17 protein-coding genes and 1 pseudogene are annotated in these 16,567 nt (G+C 70.6%); 11 read left to right on the top strand and 7 right to left on the bottom strand.

Translation table 11 applies throughout. The annotated features are described in order from the left end of the window. The first annotated feature begins 65 nt into the window (after window positions 1-65). The 5 genes and pseudogenes from ABZ904_RS11485 to ABZ904_RS11505 all read left to right on the top strand — a co-directional run bounded on the left by ABZ904_RS11485 (window position 66) and on the right by ABZ904_RS11505 (window position 4,796). Window positions 66-1,451, top strand: a complete 1,386-nt coding sequence (locus ABZ904_RS11485; protein WP_361822646.1) for an NADP-dependent succinic semialdehyde dehydrogenase — start codon at window positions 66-68, stop codon at window positions 1,449-1,451. 25 nt (window positions 1,452-1,476) lie between these two features. Further along, a complete protein-coding gene (locus tag ABZ904_RS11490) occupies window positions 1,477-1,707 on the top strand; it encodes a DUF6213 family protein (protein ID WP_359391349.1) in 231 nt (76 codons plus the stop codon). 197 nt (window positions 1,708-1,904) lie between these two features. After that, window positions 1,905-2,981: pseudogene (locus ABZ904_RS11495) on the top strand (type III polyketide synthase); the annotation flags it as partial. A 35-nt stretch (window positions 2,982-3,016) separates the two neighbouring features. Next, on the top strand, window positions 3,017-4,231 hold the full coding sequence (locus tag ABZ904_RS11500) for a cytochrome P450 (protein WP_359391346.1): 1,215 nt from the start codon (window positions 3,017-3,019) through the stop codon (window positions 4,229-4,231). A 7-nt stretch (window positions 4,232-4,238) separates the two neighbouring features. After that, window positions 4,239-4,796: a cupin domain-containing protein gene (locus ABZ904_RS11505; protein WP_359391344.1), complete on the top strand. Its 558-nt coding sequence runs from the start codon at window positions 4,239-4,241 to the stop codon at window positions 4,794-4,796. A gap of 24 nt (window positions 4,797-4,820) precedes the next feature. Here the strand turns inward: ABZ904_RS11505 and ABZ904_RS11510 are convergent, their stop codons facing one another. After that, a complete protein-coding gene (locus ABZ904_RS11510; protein WP_359391342.1) occupies window positions 4,821-6,053 on the bottom strand; it encodes an acyl-CoA dehydrogenase family protein in 1,233 nt (410 codons plus the stop codon). Window positions 6,054-6,242: 189 nt separating this feature from the next. On the opposite strand from ABZ904_RS11510, the gene ABZ904_RS11515 reads away from it, so the two are divergent. Continuing rightward, window positions 6,243-6,899 carry a TetR family transcriptional regulator gene (locus tag ABZ904_RS11515; RefSeq protein ID WP_359391340.1) on the top strand — a complete coding sequence of 219 codons (657 nt, stop codon included), beginning with the start codon at window positions 6,243-6,245 and terminating at the stop codon, window positions 6,897-6,899. Between the two features lie 69 nt (window positions 6,900-6,968). Here the strand turns inward: ABZ904_RS11515 and def are convergent, their stop codons facing one another. Continuing rightward, window positions 6,969-7,508: a peptide deformylase gene (gene def / locus ABZ904_RS11520; RefSeq protein WP_359391338.1), complete on the bottom strand. Its 540-nt coding sequence runs from the start codon at window positions 7,506-7,508 to the stop codon at window positions 6,969-6,971. Between the two features lie 143 nt (window positions 7,509-7,651). Here def and ABZ904_RS11525 point away from each other — a divergent pair, with 143 nt between their 5' ends. The 4 genes from ABZ904_RS11525 (at window position 7,652) to ABZ904_RS11540 (ending at window position 11,982) form a co-directional block, all read left to right on the top strand. Beyond that, the gene (locus tag ABZ904_RS11525; RefSeq protein WP_359391336.1) at window positions 7,652-8,890 is read left to right on the top strand and encodes a MurT ligase domain-containing protein; all 1,239 of its coding nucleotides are present in this window, start codon (window positions 7,652-7,654) and stop codon (window positions 8,888-8,890) included. Window positions 8,891-8,909: 19 nt separating this feature from the next. Next, complete coding sequence (locus ABZ904_RS11530; protein ID WP_359391333.1) at window positions 8,910-9,638, top strand: glutamine amidotransferase; 729 nt, start codon at window positions 8,910-8,912, stop codon at window positions 9,636-9,638. A 234-nt stretch (window positions 9,639-9,872) separates the two neighbouring features. After that, a complete protein-coding gene (locus tag ABZ904_RS11535) occupies window positions 9,873-10,898 on the top strand; it encodes a 6-phosphofructokinase (RefSeq protein ID WP_359391331.1) in 1,026 nt (341 codons plus the stop codon). Between the two features lie 133 nt (window positions 10,899-11,031). Further along, window positions 11,032-11,982: a cytochrome c oxidase assembly protein gene (locus ABZ904_RS11540; protein ID WP_361822655.1), complete on the top strand. Its 951-nt coding sequence runs from the start codon at window positions 11,032-11,034 to the stop codon at window positions 11,980-11,982. A gap of 8 nt (window positions 11,983-11,990) precedes the next feature. On the opposite strand, the gene ABZ904_RS11545 is transcribed toward ABZ904_RS11540, so the two are convergent. Next, the gene (locus ABZ904_RS11545; RefSeq protein WP_360998283.1) at window positions 11,991-12,200 is read right to left on the bottom strand and encodes a hypothetical protein; all 210 of its coding nucleotides are present in this window, start codon (window positions 12,198-12,200) and stop codon (window positions 11,991-11,993) included. Between the two features lie 150 nt (window positions 12,201-12,350). On the opposite strand from ABZ904_RS11545, the gene ABZ904_RS11550 reads away from it, so the two are divergent. Next, a complete protein-coding gene (locus ABZ904_RS11550) occupies window positions 12,351-12,509 on the top strand; it encodes a hypothetical protein (protein WP_359391325.1) in 159 nt (52 codons plus the stop codon). 3 nt (window positions 12,510-12,512) lie between these two features. Here the strand turns inward: ABZ904_RS11550 and ABZ904_RS11555 are convergent, their stop codons facing one another. From ABZ904_RS11555 to ABZ904_RS11570, 4 genes are read right to left on the bottom strand one after another with little or no spacing between them, the layout of a single operon-like run. Beyond that, entirely contained in the window at window positions 12,513-13,718 is a 1,206-nt protein-coding gene (locus ABZ904_RS11555) for a histidine kinase (RefSeq protein ID WP_359391323.1), read from the bottom strand. Continuing rightward, window positions 13,715-15,433: a cation acetate symporter gene (locus ABZ904_RS11560; protein WP_361822659.1), complete on the bottom strand. Its 1,719-nt coding sequence runs from the start codon at window positions 15,431-15,433 to the stop codon at window positions 13,715-13,717. Before ABZ904_RS11560 ends, ABZ904_RS11555 begins: the two co-directional genes overlap by 4 nt. Window positions 15,434-15,442: 9 nt before the next feature. After that, window positions 15,443-15,799, bottom strand: a complete 357-nt coding sequence (locus tag ABZ904_RS11565) for a hypothetical protein (RefSeq protein ID WP_359391319.1) — start codon at window positions 15,797-15,799, stop codon at window positions 15,443-15,445. Window positions 15,800-15,807: 8 nt separating this feature from the next. Next, window positions 15,808-16,566: a LytTR family DNA-binding domain-containing protein gene (locus ABZ904_RS11570; RefSeq protein WP_359391317.1), complete on the bottom strand. Its 759-nt coding sequence runs from the start codon at window positions 16,564-16,566 to the stop codon at window positions 15,808-15,810. Window position 16,567: the final 1 nt, after the last annotated feature.

Genomic DNA, 16,567 nt, shown 5'->3' on the forward strand with positions numbered 1-16,567 from the left:
CCGCGTTGCGGGAGTCACCGCCCCGCGGGAAGGTCGGAACAGACCCTGTTCTCAGGAGGTCAGCCATGCCCATCGCCACCGTGAACCCGGCGACCGGCGAGACGCTCAAGACGTACGACGCCCTGGGCGAGGAGGAGATCGAGCGCAGGCTCGCCGCCGCCGACGCCGCGTTCCGCACGCACCGCACGACCACGTTCGCCGAACGGGCGCTGCGCATGCACAAGGCTGCCGACCTGCTCGACGAGGATCAGCAGCAGATCGCCCGCATCATGACCACCGAGATGGGCAAGCCGATCAAGCAGGCCCGCGCCGAGGCCGCGAAGTGCGCGAAGGCGATGCACTGGTACGCCGACCACGCCGAGGAACTGCTCGCCGACGAAGAGCCCGCCGAGCAGGACGTGAAGGACTCCGGCGCCTCCTGGGTGCTCGTGCGCTACCGGCCGCTCGGCCCGGTGCTCGCCGTGATGCCCTGGAACTTCCCGATGTGGCAGGTGGTGCGGTTCGCGGCGCCCGCCCTGATGGCGGGCAACGTGGGCCTGCTCAAGCACGCCTCAAACGTCCCGCAGACCGCGCTCTACCTGGAGGACCTGTTCCGCCGGGCGGGATTCGCCGAGGGCTGCTTCCAGACCCTCCTGATCGGCTCGGGCGCGGTCGAGCGGGTCCTGCGCGATCCGCGGGTCAAGGCGGCGACGCTCACCGGCAGCGAGCCCGCGGGCCGGTCCGTGGCCTCGGTCGCCGGTGACGAGATCAAGAAGACGGTCCTGGAACTGGGCGGCAGCGACCCGTTCGTGGTCATGCCGTCGGCGGACCTCGTCAAGGCCGCCGAGGTCGCGGTGACGGCGCGGGTACAGAACAACGGGCAGTCGTGCATCGCGGCCAAGCGGTTCATCGTGCACGCGGACGTGTTCGACGCCTTCGCGGAGCGGTTCACGGCCGGGATGAAGTCGCTGAGGATGGGCGACCCGATGGAGGAGGACACCGAGGTGGGGCCGGTCTCCAGCGAGCGAGGCCTCGCGGACCTCGAGGAACTCGTCGACGACGCGGTCGGCGCCGGCGCGCGCGTGCTGTGCGGCGGCGAGCGCCCCGACGGGCCGGGCTGGTTCTACCCGCCGACGGTCCTCACCGACATCACCCCGGGGATGCGGATCCACCACGAGGAGGCGTTCGGGCCCGTCGCCACGCTCTACCGGGCCGCGGACCTCGACGAGGCGGTGGCCCTCGCGAACGACTCGCCGTTCGGGCTGAGTTCCAACGTATGGACGCACAACGGGATCGAGGTGGACCGCTTTGTGCAGGACCTTCAGGCCGGCGGGGTGTACATCAACGGGATGACGGCATCGCACCCGGCGTTCCCCTTCGGCGGCGTCAAGCGTTCGGGATACGGGCGTGAGCTGTCCGGGCACGGGATCCGCGAGTTCTGCAACATCACCACGGTATGGCACGGGGCGTGAGCGTTCCGCGGCTACGATCCGTTGTGTGAACCGCGATGTGACCCTGCCTCTGATCGTCGACGACCGCGGCACGTTGCAGGTTGCTGCCGCGGACGTCAGCAAGCTCCTGCGCACGCTCGGCGGCCGGTGGCTGCGGCTGGTCGAGGCCGGTGAGGACGGGCTCGACGAGGACACGGTGGCAACGCTGACGATCGAACTCGCCAAGCTCGCGGACCGCATCGACGTGGCGTGCATCGCGCACAGTTCGCGTCGATGAGTCGTGCCGGAGGCGGCTTCGCGACCAGCGTTTATCGCTTTGCGTAAGCGAATAATTACTGTGCGTTCGTCACTGAAGTGGAGTAGGCCGACGCGATATCCCCACGTCGCCGGGTGATCGTGGGTGGGCACCCCGCGTACGGGTGAACCCGCTTCCGCCGGGGGACCGCAAGTCCCCCGCCAAGGCGAAAGAAGGCGCGCTCCATGGCGACTCTGTGCAGACCCGCGGTCTCGGTTCCGGAATACGTGATCACAATGGAGGAGACGCTCGAACTGGCGCGCTCCCACCACCCTGACCACCCCCAACTTCCGCTGGCACTGCGACTGATCGAGAACACCGGGGTCCGCACCCGGCACATCGTGCAGCCCATCGAGGAGACCCTCAAACACCCGGGCTTCCAGGAGCGCAACAACCTCTACGAGGCGGAGGCGAAGGCTCGCGTCCCCGCGGTCATCCAGCGTGCACTGGACGACGCCGAACTGCTGACCACCGACATCGACGTGATCATCTATGTGTCGTGTACCGGGTTCATGATGCCCTCACTGACCGCATGGCTGATCAACACGATGAATTTCAAGACCGACACCCGGCAGATACCCATCGCCCAGTTGGGCTGCGCCGCGGGCGGCGCAGCCATCAACCGGGCGCACGACTTCTGCACGGCCTACCCGGAGGCCAACGCGCTGATCGTGGCCTGCGAGTTCTGTTCGCTGTGTTATCAGCCGACCGACCTGGGCGTCGGCTCCCTGTTGTCCAACGGCCTGTTCGGCGACGGCATCGCGGCCGCGGCCGTCCGCGGCAAGGGCGGCACCGGGATCAAGCTGGAACGCAACGGCTCGTACCTGATCCCCAAGACGGAGGAGTGGATCGCGTACGACGTCCGGGCCACCGGCTTCCACTTCCTGCTGGACAAGCGGGTGCCGACGACGATGGAACCGCTCGCCCCGGCGCTGCAGGGCCTGGCGCGGCAGCACGGCTGGGACGCCTCGGAACTGGACTTCTACATCATCCACGCGGGCGGCCCGCGGATCCTGGACGACCTGTGCAAGTTCCTGCAGGTCGCACCCGAGGCCTTCCGCTTCAGCCGGGCCACGCTCACCGAGTACGGCAACATCGCGAGCGCCGTCGTCCTGGACGCGCTGCGCCGGCTCTTCGAGGCGGGCGGGGCCGAGCACACGGCGCGCGGGCTGCTGGCCGGGTTCGGACCGGGCATCACCGCGGAGATGGCCCTGGGCCGCTGGCACATCGCCGGCAACGGCATCAAGTCCGGATGACATGACGGGCGGCACGGGCAGGGAGGCGGCATGAGATGACCGAAGAGACGATCACCGGCGCCATGCCGCCGGTCCACCGGTGGCCCGCCGTCGACCCGACGGGCGTGGACTTCGACCCGGTCCTGACCGAGTTGATGCACGAGGGCCCGATCACCCGGATCCAGCTGTCCGACGGCAGGGGCTGGGCCTGGCTCGTGACCCGCTACGACGATGTGCGGACGGTCACGAAAGACCCTCGCTTCAGCCGCGAGGCGGTCCTGGACCGGCTGGGCACCCGGCCGGCTCCGCATCTGGTCGCGCCGCGGGGCGCGATCGGCTTCCTCGATCCGCCCGACCACACCCGGCTGCGCCGGGCGGTGGCCGCGGCCTTCACGGCCCGCGGCGTGGAGCGGGTGCGCGAGACGTCACGGCGGATACTCGACGAACTCGTCGACGAACTCCTCCAGGACGGGCCGCCGGCCGATCTCGTCGCCGTCGTGCTCAGTCCCTTTCCCATCGCCGTGATCTGCGAGCTCATGGGCGTGCCGGCCGCGGACCGGCGGAACCTGCACACCTGGACCCAGCTCGTCCTCACCCCGGCGGACGGCCCGGCGGACAGTGAGCGGGCCAAGGCAGCGCTGCGGGCGTACTTCGCCGAGCTGATCCATGGCCGTGAGGGCAGCATCGACGAGGACGTCACCTCCCTGCTCGGCGCCGCCGTCGGCCGCGGTGAGGTGACGCTGGACGAGGCGGTGGGTCTCGCCGTCCTGCTCCAGGTCGACGGGGAGGCGGTCACCGAGAACAGCGGGCAGTTGTTCTACATCCTGCTGACCCGCCCCGACCTGGTTCGGCGGCTGCGGGCCGAGCCGGAGATCCGGCCGCAGGCCGTGGACGAGCTGCTGCGCTTCATCCCGCACCGCAGCGCGGTGGGCTTGTCCCGCATCGCGACGGAGGACGTGGAGGTCCAGGGGGTGCGGATCCGGGCGGGTGAGGCGGTCTACGTGTCGTATCCGGCCGCGAACCGCGACCCGAGCGTGTTTCCCGAGCCGGGGACGATCGACTTCGCGCGATACCCGAACGCTCATGTGACGTTCGGCTTCGGCCCGCACCACTGCCCGGGCGGGATGGTGGCCAGGCTGGAGTCCGGACTGCTGGTGGACGCCCTCCTCGACCGGGTGCCGGGAATGCGGCTCGCGGTGCCGCCCGACCGGGTGCCGTTCAGCAAGGGCCCGTCGATCCGCGGGCCCGAGGCCCTGCCCGTGACGTGGTGAGCCGCTCATGACGACGACCGAGGGAGTAGTGCCCGCCGAGGGAGCGGGAGCCGTCGAAGGGCTGCTCGTGCCACCGGGCCACGGCCGGGTGGTGCGCACGCCGGCCCAGCACGTGACGTTCAAGGTGACGGGCAGGCACTCGCGTACGGCCTCCACGTTCGAGGTCGTCGTACCGCCGGGGTTCGACGTCGGCGCGCATCTGCACACCCGCAGCGAGGAGCTGTTCTACGTGCTCGAGGGCGAGCTGGACGTGCTGGCCTTCGAGCCCCGCATCCGGACTCCCGACCACTGGCAGAAGTGGGAGTCCCGATCGGGCAGCCGGGTGGTACGGGCGACGCCCGGCACCGTCATCGTGGTGCCGCCGGGCTGCCCGCACGCCTTCGCCAACCCGACGGAGGCCCCGACGAAGATGCTCTTCCAGGCGTCCCCGCCGCCCGATCACGAACGCTACTTCGAGGAACTCCTCGAGATCCTCGGCGAGGACGGCCCGCCGGATCACGAGGCGATCGAAGAGCTGCGCAGGCGGTACGACATCGAGCAGCTGACGCCCCTGAAGCATCGCTGACCCGGGCCGCACCGCCCCCGCCGCCTAGCGAATGGGCATCCCCGCCAGCGTACGGGCGATCACCAGCCGCTGGATCTCGCTCGTCCCCTCGAAGATCGTGTAGATGGCCGCATCGCGGTGCATCCGCTCCACCGGGTACTCCCGTGTGTAGCCGTTGCCGCCGAGGATCTGTATCGCCTGGGCCGTGACCTTCTTGGCCGTCTCGCTCGCGAACAGCTTCGACATGGAGCCCTCGGCCGCCGTGAACTGCTTGCCGCTGATCGCCATCCACGAGGCCCGCCACACCAGCAGACGAGCGGCGTCGATCTGCGTCCGCATGTCCGCGAGCTGGAAGGCGACGCCCTGGTTGTCGATGATCGGACGCCCGAACTGCTCACGCGTCTTCGCGTAGTCGAGTGCCACCTCGTAGGCGGCCCGGGCGGTGCCCACGGCCATCGCGCCCACGGCGGGCCGGGACGCCTCGAACGTGGCCATGGCCGCGTTCTTCACCCTCTCCCCCGTCCCGCCCGCCTTCGCCTTCTCCCGGGCCCTGGCGAGCCGCTCGTCCAGCTTCGCCTTGCCGCCGAGCAGGCAGGAGCCGGGGACGCGCACGTTGTCGAGGATCACCTCGGCGGTGTGCGAGGCACGGATGCCGTGCTTCTTGAACTTCTGACCCTGGGCGAGTCCGGGGGTGTTCGGCGGGACGATGAACGAGGCGTGGCCCTTGGAGCCCAGCTCCGGATCGACGACGGCGACGACGACGTGGACGTTGGCTATGCCGCCGTTCGTCGCCCACGTCTTTGTGCCGTTGATCACCCACTCGTCCTTGGCCTCGTCGTACACGGCCCGGGTGCGCATGGAGGCCACGTCGGAGCCGGCGTCGGGCTCCGACGAGCAGAAGGCGGCCACCTTGACATCGTTGACATCGCCGTACATCTGGGGGATCCAGGTCCCGATCTGCTCCTCGGTGCCGTTGGCGATGACGCCCACGGCGGCGAGGCCGGTGCCGACGATGGAGAGCGCGATACCCGCGTCGCCCCAGAAGAGCTCCTCCATGGCCATCGGGATGCCGAGACCTGTGGGATCGAAGTACTGCTGAGCGTAGAAGTCCAGGGAGTAGATTCCGACCTTCGCTGCCTCCTGGATGACCGGCCAGGGAGTCTCCTCACGCTCGTCCCATTCGGCGGCCGCGGGGCGGATCACATCGGCGGCGAAACCGTGCAACCAGTCCCTGACCTCCTTCTGTTCGTCGTTGAGCTCCATGGTGAACTCGGCCATGTCCCCTCCAGCACTGCGCTAGCGTGTTACTTGCGGTAACCGCAGTCTGTTACTCACCAGTAGGAAAGTCAACTCCCTGGCCGGAGCGGCACAGCTTCACCGGGCGGTCGGCAGCTCGTTCGATACCGACCTGCGTTTCAGTGTTAGTTTGCGCAGGCGTCACCGATACAGCACGGGTGGGGAGAGATCATGGACACCACGCAGCGGGCCGATCAGCAGCGGTCCGCCGACCGCCGACGGCGCGAGCTGCTGGAGGCCGCCGACCGGGTCGTGCTGCGCGACGGCCCTGGGGCCTCGATGAACGCCATCGCCGCGGAAGCCGGCATCACCAAGCCGATCCTCTACCGCCACTTCGGCGACAAGGGCGGCCTCTACGCCGCACTGGCCAAACGGCACACGGACGCGCTGCTCGCATCCCTGCGCGCGGCGCTGGACGCGCCCTCCGACCGACGGGAGCGGGTCGAGTCCACGCTGGACACCTATCTCGCGGCCATCGAGGCACGGCCCCAGGTCTACCGCTTCCTGATGCATCCGGCGGAGGGCGCCTCGCAGAGCGACCAGACCAGCGACCAGGGCTTCGACACGGGACGGCACTCCATTCCGGTGCTGCGCCGGATGGGTGAGGAGCTGGCCGTCTTCATCGAGGAGCGGCTGGACCTCGGGCCGGGCAGCCACCAGCTCGCCCGGGTCTGGGGACACGGCATCGTCGGCATGATGCACGCGGCCGGAGACTGGTGGCTGGGAGAACGTCCTTGTTCCCGCGCCGAGTTGGTACGGAGTCTGGCGGATCTGCTGTGGGGCCGGCTGGCCGCTGCCGGGGACCGCATCGGAGGCCCCGGGTTCTGAACCGCCCCGAAAGAGGCGCGGAGCCGTGCCGGTGTGCGGCTCCGCCGCATGGGGCGAGCGGCCACGGCCCTAGCGGCTCCAGGGCGCCCGGGCGGCCTGCCGCATCACCTTGCGGTGCCGCCGGCCGGTGAGCCGGTCCACGTACAGGCCTCCGTCGAGGTGGTCGCACTCGTGCTGCAGGCACCGGGCGAACCACCCGGTGCCGTGCACGGTGACCGGCTCGCCGTCCACCGTGAACCCCTCGACGACCGCGTGGTCGTACCGCTGTGTCCCCGCTTCGAGCCCCGGCAGCGACAAGCACCCCTCGGGTCCGCGCAGCACCAGGCCGTCGGCCTCGACGAGCCGCGGGTTCACCACATGCCCCAGATGCCGGACGTCCTCGTCGTCCTCGCAGTCGTACACGAACACCCGCAGGGACTCCCCGACCTGATTCGCGGCCAGGCCCACGCCCTGGGCGGCGTACATCGTGGCGAACATGTCCTCGACCAGCCGGGCGAGTTCGGGACCGAAGTCGGTGACCGGCTCGCAGGATGTGTGGAGCACACTGTCACCGAGCAGGGTGACGGGCCTCACGCGCCCTCGCGCGCCCGGGATCGAGCCTTGTCGCATGGCGGCAAGGGTACGGTCCAAAAAGCCGTGCAGGTGCCGGGACGGTGCCGCGATTCGGGTGCGTGAATGGATCTCGATAGGCTGAGGTCCAGACGTTGCCCGGGACAGCGCGCGGCGCCGTACGCAAGGAGGATCGAGAACTGATGGCAGGCAACTCGGACCCGCTGACGCCGCGGGCCAAGCTGGCCGTGACCGCGGGCAAGGCGGTCGCTGCGGCATCGCGGGCCGCGGGGCGCGGCAGCGGATCGGTGATCGGTGGCCGAGTCGCGCTCAGACTCGACCCCGACCTCCTCGCCCGGCTCGCCCAGAACCTGGACGTCATCCTGGTCTCCGCCACCAACGGCAAGACCACGACCACCCGGCTGATCGCGGAGGCGCTGCGCGCCGCGGGCCCGGTCGTCTCCAACGCGCTCGGCGCCAACATGCCCGCCGGTATCACCTCGGCGCTGGCCGGCGGCTCGGAGGCCAAGTTCGGCGTGATCGAGGTCGACGAGAAGTACCTCGCCGGGGTCGCCCGGGACACCGACCCGAAGTGCATCGCGCTGCTCAACCTCTCCCGCGACCAGCTCGACCGGGCCGCCGAGACCCGGATGCTGGCCGAGAACTGGCGTGAGGGCCTGGCCGGTTCCAAGGCCGTCATCGTCGCCAACGCGGACGACCCGCTGGTCGTGTGGGCCGCCTCCTCCTCGCCCAACGTGATCTGGGTCGCCGCCGGCCAGATGTGGAAGGACGACGCCTGGTCCTGCCCGAACTGCGGCGGTGTGATGCAGCGCCCCGGCGACGACTGGTACTGCGGCGCGTGCGGTTTCCGCCGGCCCACCCCGTCCTGGGCCCTGTCCGGCGACCACGTGCTCGACCCGCACGGCTCCGCCTGGCCGATCCACCTCCAGCTGCCCGGCCGCGCCAACAAGGCCAACGCCACCACCTCGGCCGCCGTCGCCGCCGTCTTCGGCGTCCCCCCGCAGGTCGCCCTCGAGCGCATGTACCAGGTCCAGGCGGTGGCCGGGCGCTACGACGTCGTCCAGTTCCAGGGCCGCGACCTGCGCCTGCTGCTCGCCAAGAACCCGGCCGGCTGGCTGGAGACGTTCTCGCTGATCGACCCGCCGCCGGCCCCGGTGATCCTCTCGGTGAACGCGCGCGGCGCGGACGGCACCGACACCTCCTGGCTGTGGGACGTCGACTACACACGGCTGACCGGCCACCCGATCTTCGTCATCGGCGACCGGAAGCTGGACCTGGCCGTCCGCCTGGAGGTCGCCAACCAGTCCTTCCAGGTCTGCGAGAACCTCGACCAGGCGGTCCAGCAGGCCCCGCCGGGCCGGATCGAGGTCATCGCGAACTACACCGCGTTCCAGGACCTGCGCCGCCGCGTCGGCAACTGACCACGAAGGACGATCATCGATGAGTGACAACAGCCTGCGTCTGGTGTGGATCTACCCGGACCTGCTGAGCACCTACGGCGACCAGGGCAACGCGCTCGTCGTGGAGCGCCGGGCCCGCCAGCGCGGCCTCGACGTGGCGCGGCTCGACGTGCGCAGCGACCAGCCGATCCCCACCTCCGGCGACATCTACCTGATCGGCGGCGGCGAGGACCGTCCGCAGCGGCTCGCGGCCGAGCGGCTGCGCCGCGACGGCGGCCTCTACCGGGCCGTGGAGAACGGCGCGATCGTCTTCTCCGTCTGCGCCGGTTACCAGATCCTGGGCCATGAGTTCATCAACGACCTCGGGCAGCGGGAGCCGGGCCTCGGCCTGCTGGACGTGGTCTCGGGACGCGGCGAGGGCGAGCGGTGCGTCGGCGACGTGCTCGCTGACATCGACCCGCGCCTCGGCCTCCCCCAGCTCACCGGCTTCGAGAACCATCAGGGCGTCACCCACGTGGGCCCGACCGCCCGCCCGTTCGCGCAGGTGCGGTTCGGCAATGGCAACGGCACGGGCGACGGCACGGAGGGCGCGTACAACGACACGGTCTTCGGCACGTACATGCACGGTCCCGTCCTCGCGCGCAACCCGCAGATCGCGGATCTGCTGCTGAAGCTGGCGCTCGACGTGAACGCGCTCCCGCCCGTCGACGACCGCTGGTACGAGGCGCTGCGCAACGAGCGCATCACCGCTGCCCAGCAGCCTGCCTAGGCCCTTCACGCCACGGCCCCGAAACGGTTCCTCAGGGCCCGCCGGGCGCGCGTCGACCCGCCGGACGACCCGGTACGGCGGGCCCGTCTGACGGCCTGTCCGCACAGGTGAGCGGGCACGTCCAGCAGGCGGACGCACGGTGCCTCCCCGCCCGCTGTCGCCGGTAGGGTGGCGGGGATCGAACCGGACAGCGTGGTCCGGTCCCCGGCCCACGTTGAGAAGGTATTTCGGGCTATGCGCATTGGTGTCCTCACGTCCGGCGGCGACTGCCCCGGCCTGAACGCCGTCATCCGGTCCGTCGTGCACCGCGCCGTCGTCGACCACGGCGACGAGGTCATCGGCTTCCGGGACGGCTGGAAGGGTCTCCTGGAGTGCGACTACCTCAAGCTCGACCTCGACGCGGTGAGCGGCATCCTGGCTCGCGGCGGCACCATCCTCGGCTCCTCCCGGGTCCGTCCCGAGCACCTGCGGGACGGTGTGGAGCGGGCCAGGGGCCATGTCGAGGAGCTGGGTCTCGACGCGATCATCCCGATCGGCGGTGAGGGCACGCTCAAGGCGGCCCGGCTGCTCTCCGACAACGGCCTGCCGATCGTCGGCGTGCCGAAGACCATCGACAACGACATCGCTGTCACGGACGTCACCTTCGGGTTCGACACTGCCGTGGGCGTGGCCACCGAGGCCCTCGACCGGCTGAAGACCACCGCCGAGTCCCACCAGCGGGTGCTGATCGTGGAGGTCATGGGCCGCCACACCGGCTGGATCGCGCTGCACTCCGGCATGGCCGCCGGCGCCCACGCCATCGTCGTGCCCGAACGCCCCTTCGACATCGAAGAGTTGGCAGCCCGGGTGGGCGAGCGGTTCGACGCCGGCAAGCGGTTCGCGATCGTCGTCGCCGCCGAGGGCGCCAAGCCGAAGGCGGGCACCATGGACTTCGACGAGGGCGGCAAGGACGTCTACGGCCACGAGCGCTTCGCGGGCATCGCCCGACAGCTCTCCCTGGAGCTGGAGCAGCGGCTCGGCAAGGAGGCGCGCCCGGTGATCCTCGGCCATGTCCAGCGCGGCGGTACGCCGACGGCGTACGACCGCGTGCTCGCCACCCGCTTCGGCTGGCACGCCGTCGAGGCGGTGCACCGCGGCGAGTTCGGGAACATGACCGCGCTGCGCGGCACCGACATCGTGATGGTGTCGCTGGCGGAGGCGGTGGAGACGCTGAAGACGGTGCCGTCGGAGCGCTACGCCGAGGCGGAGTGCGTCCTGTAATGCGGTACTGATCCCGTAGGGGCCTGAAAGTCCGCCCCCGGTCGCAGCGGCGACCGGGGGCGGTTCTACTCTGGGTGCGGACAGACAGCTGTGGACAGACAGCGCGCAACCCCCACGAACCAGGAGCCGGCGGATGGATCACGGCGGGCACGGTATGACCATGGATCTGCCGCCCTTCACGCTGGGGCGGGGGCTCGAGTGGTCGGCGGACCCGTTCTTCCTGGTCGCCTGCCTGGCCGGGCTCGCGCTGTACGGCTGGGGTGTCGCACGGCTCGTCCGCCGCGGCGACAAGTGGCCCGTGGGACGCACCGTCGCGTATGTCATCGGTGTGCTCACCGTGATGCTGGTCATGTGCACCGAGCTCAACGACTACGGCATGGTCATGTTCAGCGTGCACATGGTGCAGCACATGGTGATCAGCATGCTGTCCCCGATCCTGATCCTGCTCGGCGCGCCGATCACTCTGGCGCTGCGCGCGCTGCCGACCGCGGGCCGCGGCCGCAAGGGGCCCCGCGAACTGCTGCTGATGCTGCTGCACAGCCGCTACATGCGGATCATCACCCACCCGGCGTTCACGATCCCGCTGTTCATCGCAAGCCTGTACGGGCTCTACTTCAGCCCGATCTTCGACTTCCTGATGGGGTCCAAGGCCGGACACATCACGATGATGGTGCACTTCCTCGCCGTCGGCCTGGTGTTCTTCTGGCCGATCATGGGCATCGACCCCGGCCCGCACCGCCCCGGTCACCTGCTGCGGATGCTGGAGCTGTTCGCGGGCATGCCGTTCCACGCGTTCTTCGGCATCGCACTGATGATGGCGTCCTCGCCCATGGTCGGCACCTACCTGCATCCGCCCGCCTCACTCGGCATCGACCCCCTGTCGGACCAGACCGCGGCCGGCGGCATCGCCTGGGCGTTCAGCGAAATCCCCTCCGTGCTGGTGCTCCTGGCCCTGCTCTTCCAGTGGTACGGCTCCGAGCAGCGGCAGGCCAGGCGTAAGGACCGCGCGGCGGACCGGGACGGCGACAAGGAACTCGAGGCGTACAACGCCTACCTGGCATCACTCAACGCACGCGGCCGCTGAGTTCTGCCTCACCGCTCGACGCCGCCGACGTCCGGTGAGCCGGCATCGTCGCCGGCGGGCGGCGGACGCACCGCGGGCGGCTCCTCCTCACCGCCCGGCAGCACTCGCCCGCCCGTGTCCTGCTCGGCGACCGGCGCCACCGGTGCGCCCTCCACCGGCAAGTCGCCGTCCACGAGCACTGCGGCCGTCAGTTCGGCGCCCGTGACGTCGGCATCCACCCCCAGCGGACGGCGGCCCAAGGACCACGACCGCGACGCCGCCCGCCGGGGTAAGGGTGGCCTGTTCGTCGGAACTCTTCCGTCGTGCACACCGTACTCACGCAGAACGGGGCACCATGGGAGAGGACGAACCATGAGGAGGGTGTCGCGATGCCCGGTTCCACGAAGACGATGGGGGTGCTGACCGTCGGTGGGCTCGTTGTGGTGACGGCCTACACGGTGGCGCTCGGCAGCAGCGGCTGGCTGTGGTTCGGCTGGGTCGTCCTCGGATTGATCACCCTCGGCATGGTGGCCACCCGGGACAGCTGACCGTCACTGCCGGGGCAGTCGTCCCGCCGAGTGCACACCCGGCTGGTACTTCGGCAACCGGGCGGTGATCTTCATGCCCGCTCCCACCGCGGTCTCGATGACGAGCCCGTGGTCGTCGCCGTAGACCTGGCGCAGCCGGTCGTCCACGTTCGACAGGCCGATACCGCCCGACGGACCGGCCTCGCCGGCGAGGATGCGGCGCAGCAACTCCGGCTCCATGCCGACGCCGTCGTCCTCGATGACGACCAGAGCCTCGGCGCCCGCGTCCTGCGCGCTGATGCTGATGTGGCGCTTGTCGGTGGTGCCCTCCAGGCCGTGCTTCACGGCGTTCTCCACCAGCGGCTGAAGGCACAGGAACGGCAGCGCCACCGGCAGCACCTCGGGCGCGATCTGGAGGGTGACCGAGAGCCGGTCGCCGAAGCGGGCCCGCACCAGCGCCAGATAGTGGTCGATGGCGTGGAGTTCGTCGGCGAGGGTGGTGAAGTCGCCGTGCCGCCTGAACGAGTAGCGGGTGAAGTCGGCGAACTGCAGCAGGAGTTCACGGGCGCGCTCGGGGTCGGTGCGGACGAACGAGGCGATCACGGCAAGCGAGTTGAAGATGAAGTGCGGGGAGATCTGGGCACGCAGCGCCCTGATCTCCGCCTCGATGAGCCGGGTGCGGGACCGGTCGAGGTCCGCCAGCTCCAGTTGCACGGAGACCCAGCGGGCGACCTCGCCCGCGGCCCGGACGAGGACCGCGGACTCGCGGGGCGCACAGGCCACCAGCGCCCCGTGCACCCGGTCGTCCACCGTGAGCGGGGCGACGACGGCCCAGCGACATGGGCAGTCCGGCTCGGCGCACCGGAGTCGGAAGGCTTCACCGCGGCCGCTCTCCAACGGGCCTCCGAGCCGGTTCAGCACCTCGTCGCGATGGTGCTCCCCCGCGCCGTCCCAGGCCAGCACGGTCTCCCGGTCGGTCAGGCAGAGGGCGTCGGTGCCGAGCAGGGTACGCAGCCGGCGCGCGGACCTGCGGGCCGTCTCCTCGGTGAGCCCGGCGCGCAGGGGCGGCGCCGCGAGGGAGGCGGTGTGCAGGGTCTGGAAGGTGGCGTGCTCGACGGGCGTACCGAGGCCACCGAGGTTCTCGGGGCGCGCGGTGCGCCGCCCCAGCCAGAAACCGGCGGCGAGCAAAGGGAGTACGGCCACGCACAGCCCGGCGAGGAAGCCGCTCACGACTGCACCTCCGCGCGCAGTTCCTCGGGCAGATGGAACCGGGCCAGGATCGCCGCCGTACCGCTGGGCACCCGGCCGGGTGTGGCCAGGGACACGAGCACCATGGTCAGGAACCCGAGCGGCACCGACCACAGCGCGGGCCAGGCGAGCAGGGCGTACAGGGTGCCGGTCCCGGTGCCGGGATAGCCCGCCATCGTCGCCGCCACCGCGACGAACGCCGAACCGCCCCCGATCAGCATGCCCGCCGCCGCCCCCGGCGGGGTCAGCCGCCGCCACCAGATGCCCAGCACGAGCAACGGGCAGAACGACGACGCGGACACCGCGAACGCGAGCCCCACCGCGTCGGCCACCGGAAGCCCGCCCACCAGGACGCTCGCCGCGAGCGGTACCGCCATCGCCAGCAGGGTGCCGAGGCGGAAGTGCCGTACACCCCGCGACGGCAGCACGTCCTGGGTGAGCACCCCGGCCACGGCCATGGTCAGCCCGGAGGCCGTGGACAGGAAGGCGGCGAAGGCACCGCCCGCGATCAGCGCACCCAGCAGATCCGCGCCGATGCCCCCGATCATCCGGTCGGGCAGCAGCAGCACCGCGGCGTCCGCGTCCCCGCTGAGGGTGAGTTCGGGAGCGTAGAGCCGGCCCAGCGCCCCGTAGACGGGCGGCAGCAGGTAGAAGGCGCCGATCAGCGCCAGCACGGCGACGGTGGTGCGGCGGGCCGCGACGCCGTGGGGGCTGGTGTAGAAGCGGACGACGACATGCGGCAACCCCATGGTGCCGAGGAAGGTGGCGAGGATCAGCCCGTATGTGGCGTACAGCGGACGTTCCTCGCGACCGGAGGCCAGCGAGGTCGACATACCCCCGTTGGAGCCACGGTCGGCGACAGGGACGGGGTCGCCCTTGCCGAAGGTCAGCAGGGTGCCGCGCTCGATGCGGTGGGCACCCGTGGCGAGGTGCGCAGGACCCCCGGTGTACCGGCGGCCGTCGACCGTGCCCGTGACGGTGACGTCGAGCGGGCGGGACAGATTCAGCTCCAGGCCGTCGTCGATCCGCACGACCCGATGGTCACGGAGGGCGGGCGGTTCCGCGAAGGCGTCGCGCGGAGCACCGTCCCCCTGCCAGGCCAGCACGAGGAAGAGCGCAGGGACGAGCAGTGCGGTGAGTTTGAGCCAGTACTGGAAGGCCTGGACGAAGGTGATGCTGCGCATGCCGCCGGCCGCGACGGTCGCGACCACCACGATGGCGACGATGACACAGCCCAGCGCGTCGGGCGCGCCGGTGAGCACGGTCAAGGTGAGCCCGGCGCCCTGGAGTTGGGGCAGCAGATAGAGCCAGCCGACGCCGACCACGAAGGCGCCCGCGAGCCTGCGCACGTGCTGCGAGGCCAGGCGCGCCTCGGCGAAGTCGGGGAGCGTGTAGGCGCCCGAGCGACGCAGCGGGGCGGCGACGAACAGGAGCAGGACGAGATAGCCCGCGGTGTAGCCGACCGGGTACCACAGCATGTCGGGGCCCTGGACGAGGACGAGCCCCGCGATGCCCAGGAAGGAGGCGGCGGACAGGTACTCGCCGCTGATCGCGGCCGCGTTGAGCCGAGGCCCCACGGTGCGGGAGGCGACGTAGAAGTCGGAGGTGGTGCGCGAGATGCGCAGACCGAACGCGCCGACGAAGACGGTGGCGAGGACGACGAGGGCGACCGCCGGGATCGAGTAGTTCTGGTTCACGACGGCACCTCAGCGGTCCTCGACGAGACGGACGAAGTCCTTCTCGTTGCGCTCGGCGCGGCGTACGTACCAGCGAGCGAGCAGGACCAGCGGTGGATAGAGGCAGAAGCCCAGTACGGCCCATTCCAGGTCGGCTTTGCGCGTGGTGGCGAAGACCAGGGGCAGGGGGCCCACCAGGAGCACGAGCACCGTGAGGACGACGAGTGCGGCCCTGAGCTGGCTGCGCATCAGCGAGCGGACATAGGTGTGACCGAGGGTGGTCTGCTCGTCGATCTCGGTACGCGGGCGGTAGTACCCGGAGGCCGGGCGGGTGCGCCGGGGCGGCCCGGTGACGACGACGCGGCGCTCGGCGGGGTCCTGGGGCACGTCTCCCCTCACCGTCCCGTGGTCCGGCGCATCAGCAGCTCCCGCAGTTCGCGGGCGTGCCGTCGGCTGACCTGGAGTTCCACGGACTCGACGAGGACGCTCACCGTGCCCGCGTCCAGGCGGAACTCGTCGATGTGGCGCAGCGCCACGAGGTGACTGCGGTGGATGCGGACGAATCCGCGCGAGCGCCAGCGCTCCTCCAGGGTGGACAACGGGATCCGCACGAGATGGCTGCCCTGGGCGGTGTGCAGACGGGCGTAGTCGCCCTGCGCCTCCACATGGGTGATGTCCTCGACGGGCACGAACCGCATCACGCCGCCGAGCTCCACGGATATGTGGTCGGGGTCGGGCTCGTGCAGGGGTATCAGCGGCGCGGTCTCCCGCTGCTGCGCGGCCCGGCGCACGGCCTCGGCGAGCCGCTCCCGGCGTACCGGCTTCAGAACGTAGTCGACGGCCTTGAGGTCGAAGGCCTGTACGGCGAAGCCCTCGTGGGCGGTGACGAACACGACGAGCGGCGGCCGGGCGAAACCGGTCAGCAGTCTGGCCATCTCCAGACCGTCGAGTCCGGGCATATGGATGTCGAGGAAGACGACGTCGACCGCGTCGGGGCCGCCGGGACCCGACTCCAGGGCGCGGTTGATGTGACGCAGAGCCTCGGTCGCGTCGCTCGCACCCTCCACGCTGCCGATCCGCGGATCCGCGCGCAGCAGATACAGGAGTTCCTCCAGAGAGGGGCGTTCGTCGTCGACGGCGAGAGCGCGCAGCATG

The organism is Streptomyces sp. NPDC046900, from assembly GCF_040644975.1.
Lineage (GTDB): Bacteria > Actinomycetota > Actinomycetes > Streptomycetales > Streptomycetaceae > Streptomyces.

Bases quoted from the DNA above. Each gene is read 5' to 3' on its own strand.
- ABZ904_RS11540 (WP_361822655.1), top strand. From the start codon at position 11,032: ATGGATCACGGCGGGCACGGTATGACCATGGATCTGCCGCCCTTCACG.
- def (WP_359391338.1), bottom strand. From the start codon at position 7,508: ATGCGACAAGGCTCGATCCCGGGCGCGCGAGGGCGCGTGAGGCCCGTC.
- ABZ904_RS11515 (WP_359391340.1), top strand. From the start codon at position 6,243: ATGGACACCACGCAGCGGGCCGATCAGCAGCGGTCCGCCGACCGCCGA.
- ABZ904_RS11530 (WP_359391333.1), top strand. From the start codon at position 8,910: ATGAGTGACAACAGCCTGCGTCTGGTGTGGATCTACCCGGACCTGCTG.
- ABZ904_RS11550 (WP_359391325.1), top strand. From the start codon at position 12,351: ATGCCCGGTTCCACGAAGACGATGGGGGTGCTGACCGTCGGTGGGCTC.
- ABZ904_RS11570 (WP_359391317.1), bottom strand. From the start codon at position 16,566: ATGCTGCGCGCTCTCGCCGTCGACGACGAACGCCCCTCTCTGGAGGAA.
- ABZ904_RS11525 (WP_359391336.1), top strand. From the start codon at position 7,652: ATGGCAGGCAACTCGGACCCGCTGACGCCGCGGGCCAAGCTGGCCGTG.
- ABZ904_RS11500 (WP_359391346.1), top strand. From the start codon at position 3,017: ATGACCGAAGAGACGATCACCGGCGCCATGCCGCCGGTCCACCGGTGG.
- ABZ904_RS11510 (WP_359391342.1), bottom strand. From the start codon at position 6,053: ATGGCCGAGTTCACCATGGAGCTCAACGACGAACAGAAGGAGGTCAGG.
- ABZ904_RS11505 (WP_359391344.1), top strand. From the start codon at position 4,239: ATGACGACGACCGAGGGAGTAGTGCCCGCCGAGGGAGCGGGAGCCGTC.
- ABZ904_RS11535 (WP_359391331.1), top strand. From the start codon at position 9,873: ATGCGCATTGGTGTCCTCACGTCCGGCGGCGACTGCCCCGGCCTGAAC.
- ABZ904_RS11485 (WP_361822646.1), top strand. From the start codon at position 66: ATGCCCATCGCCACCGTGAACCCGGCGACCGGCGAGACGCTCAAGACG.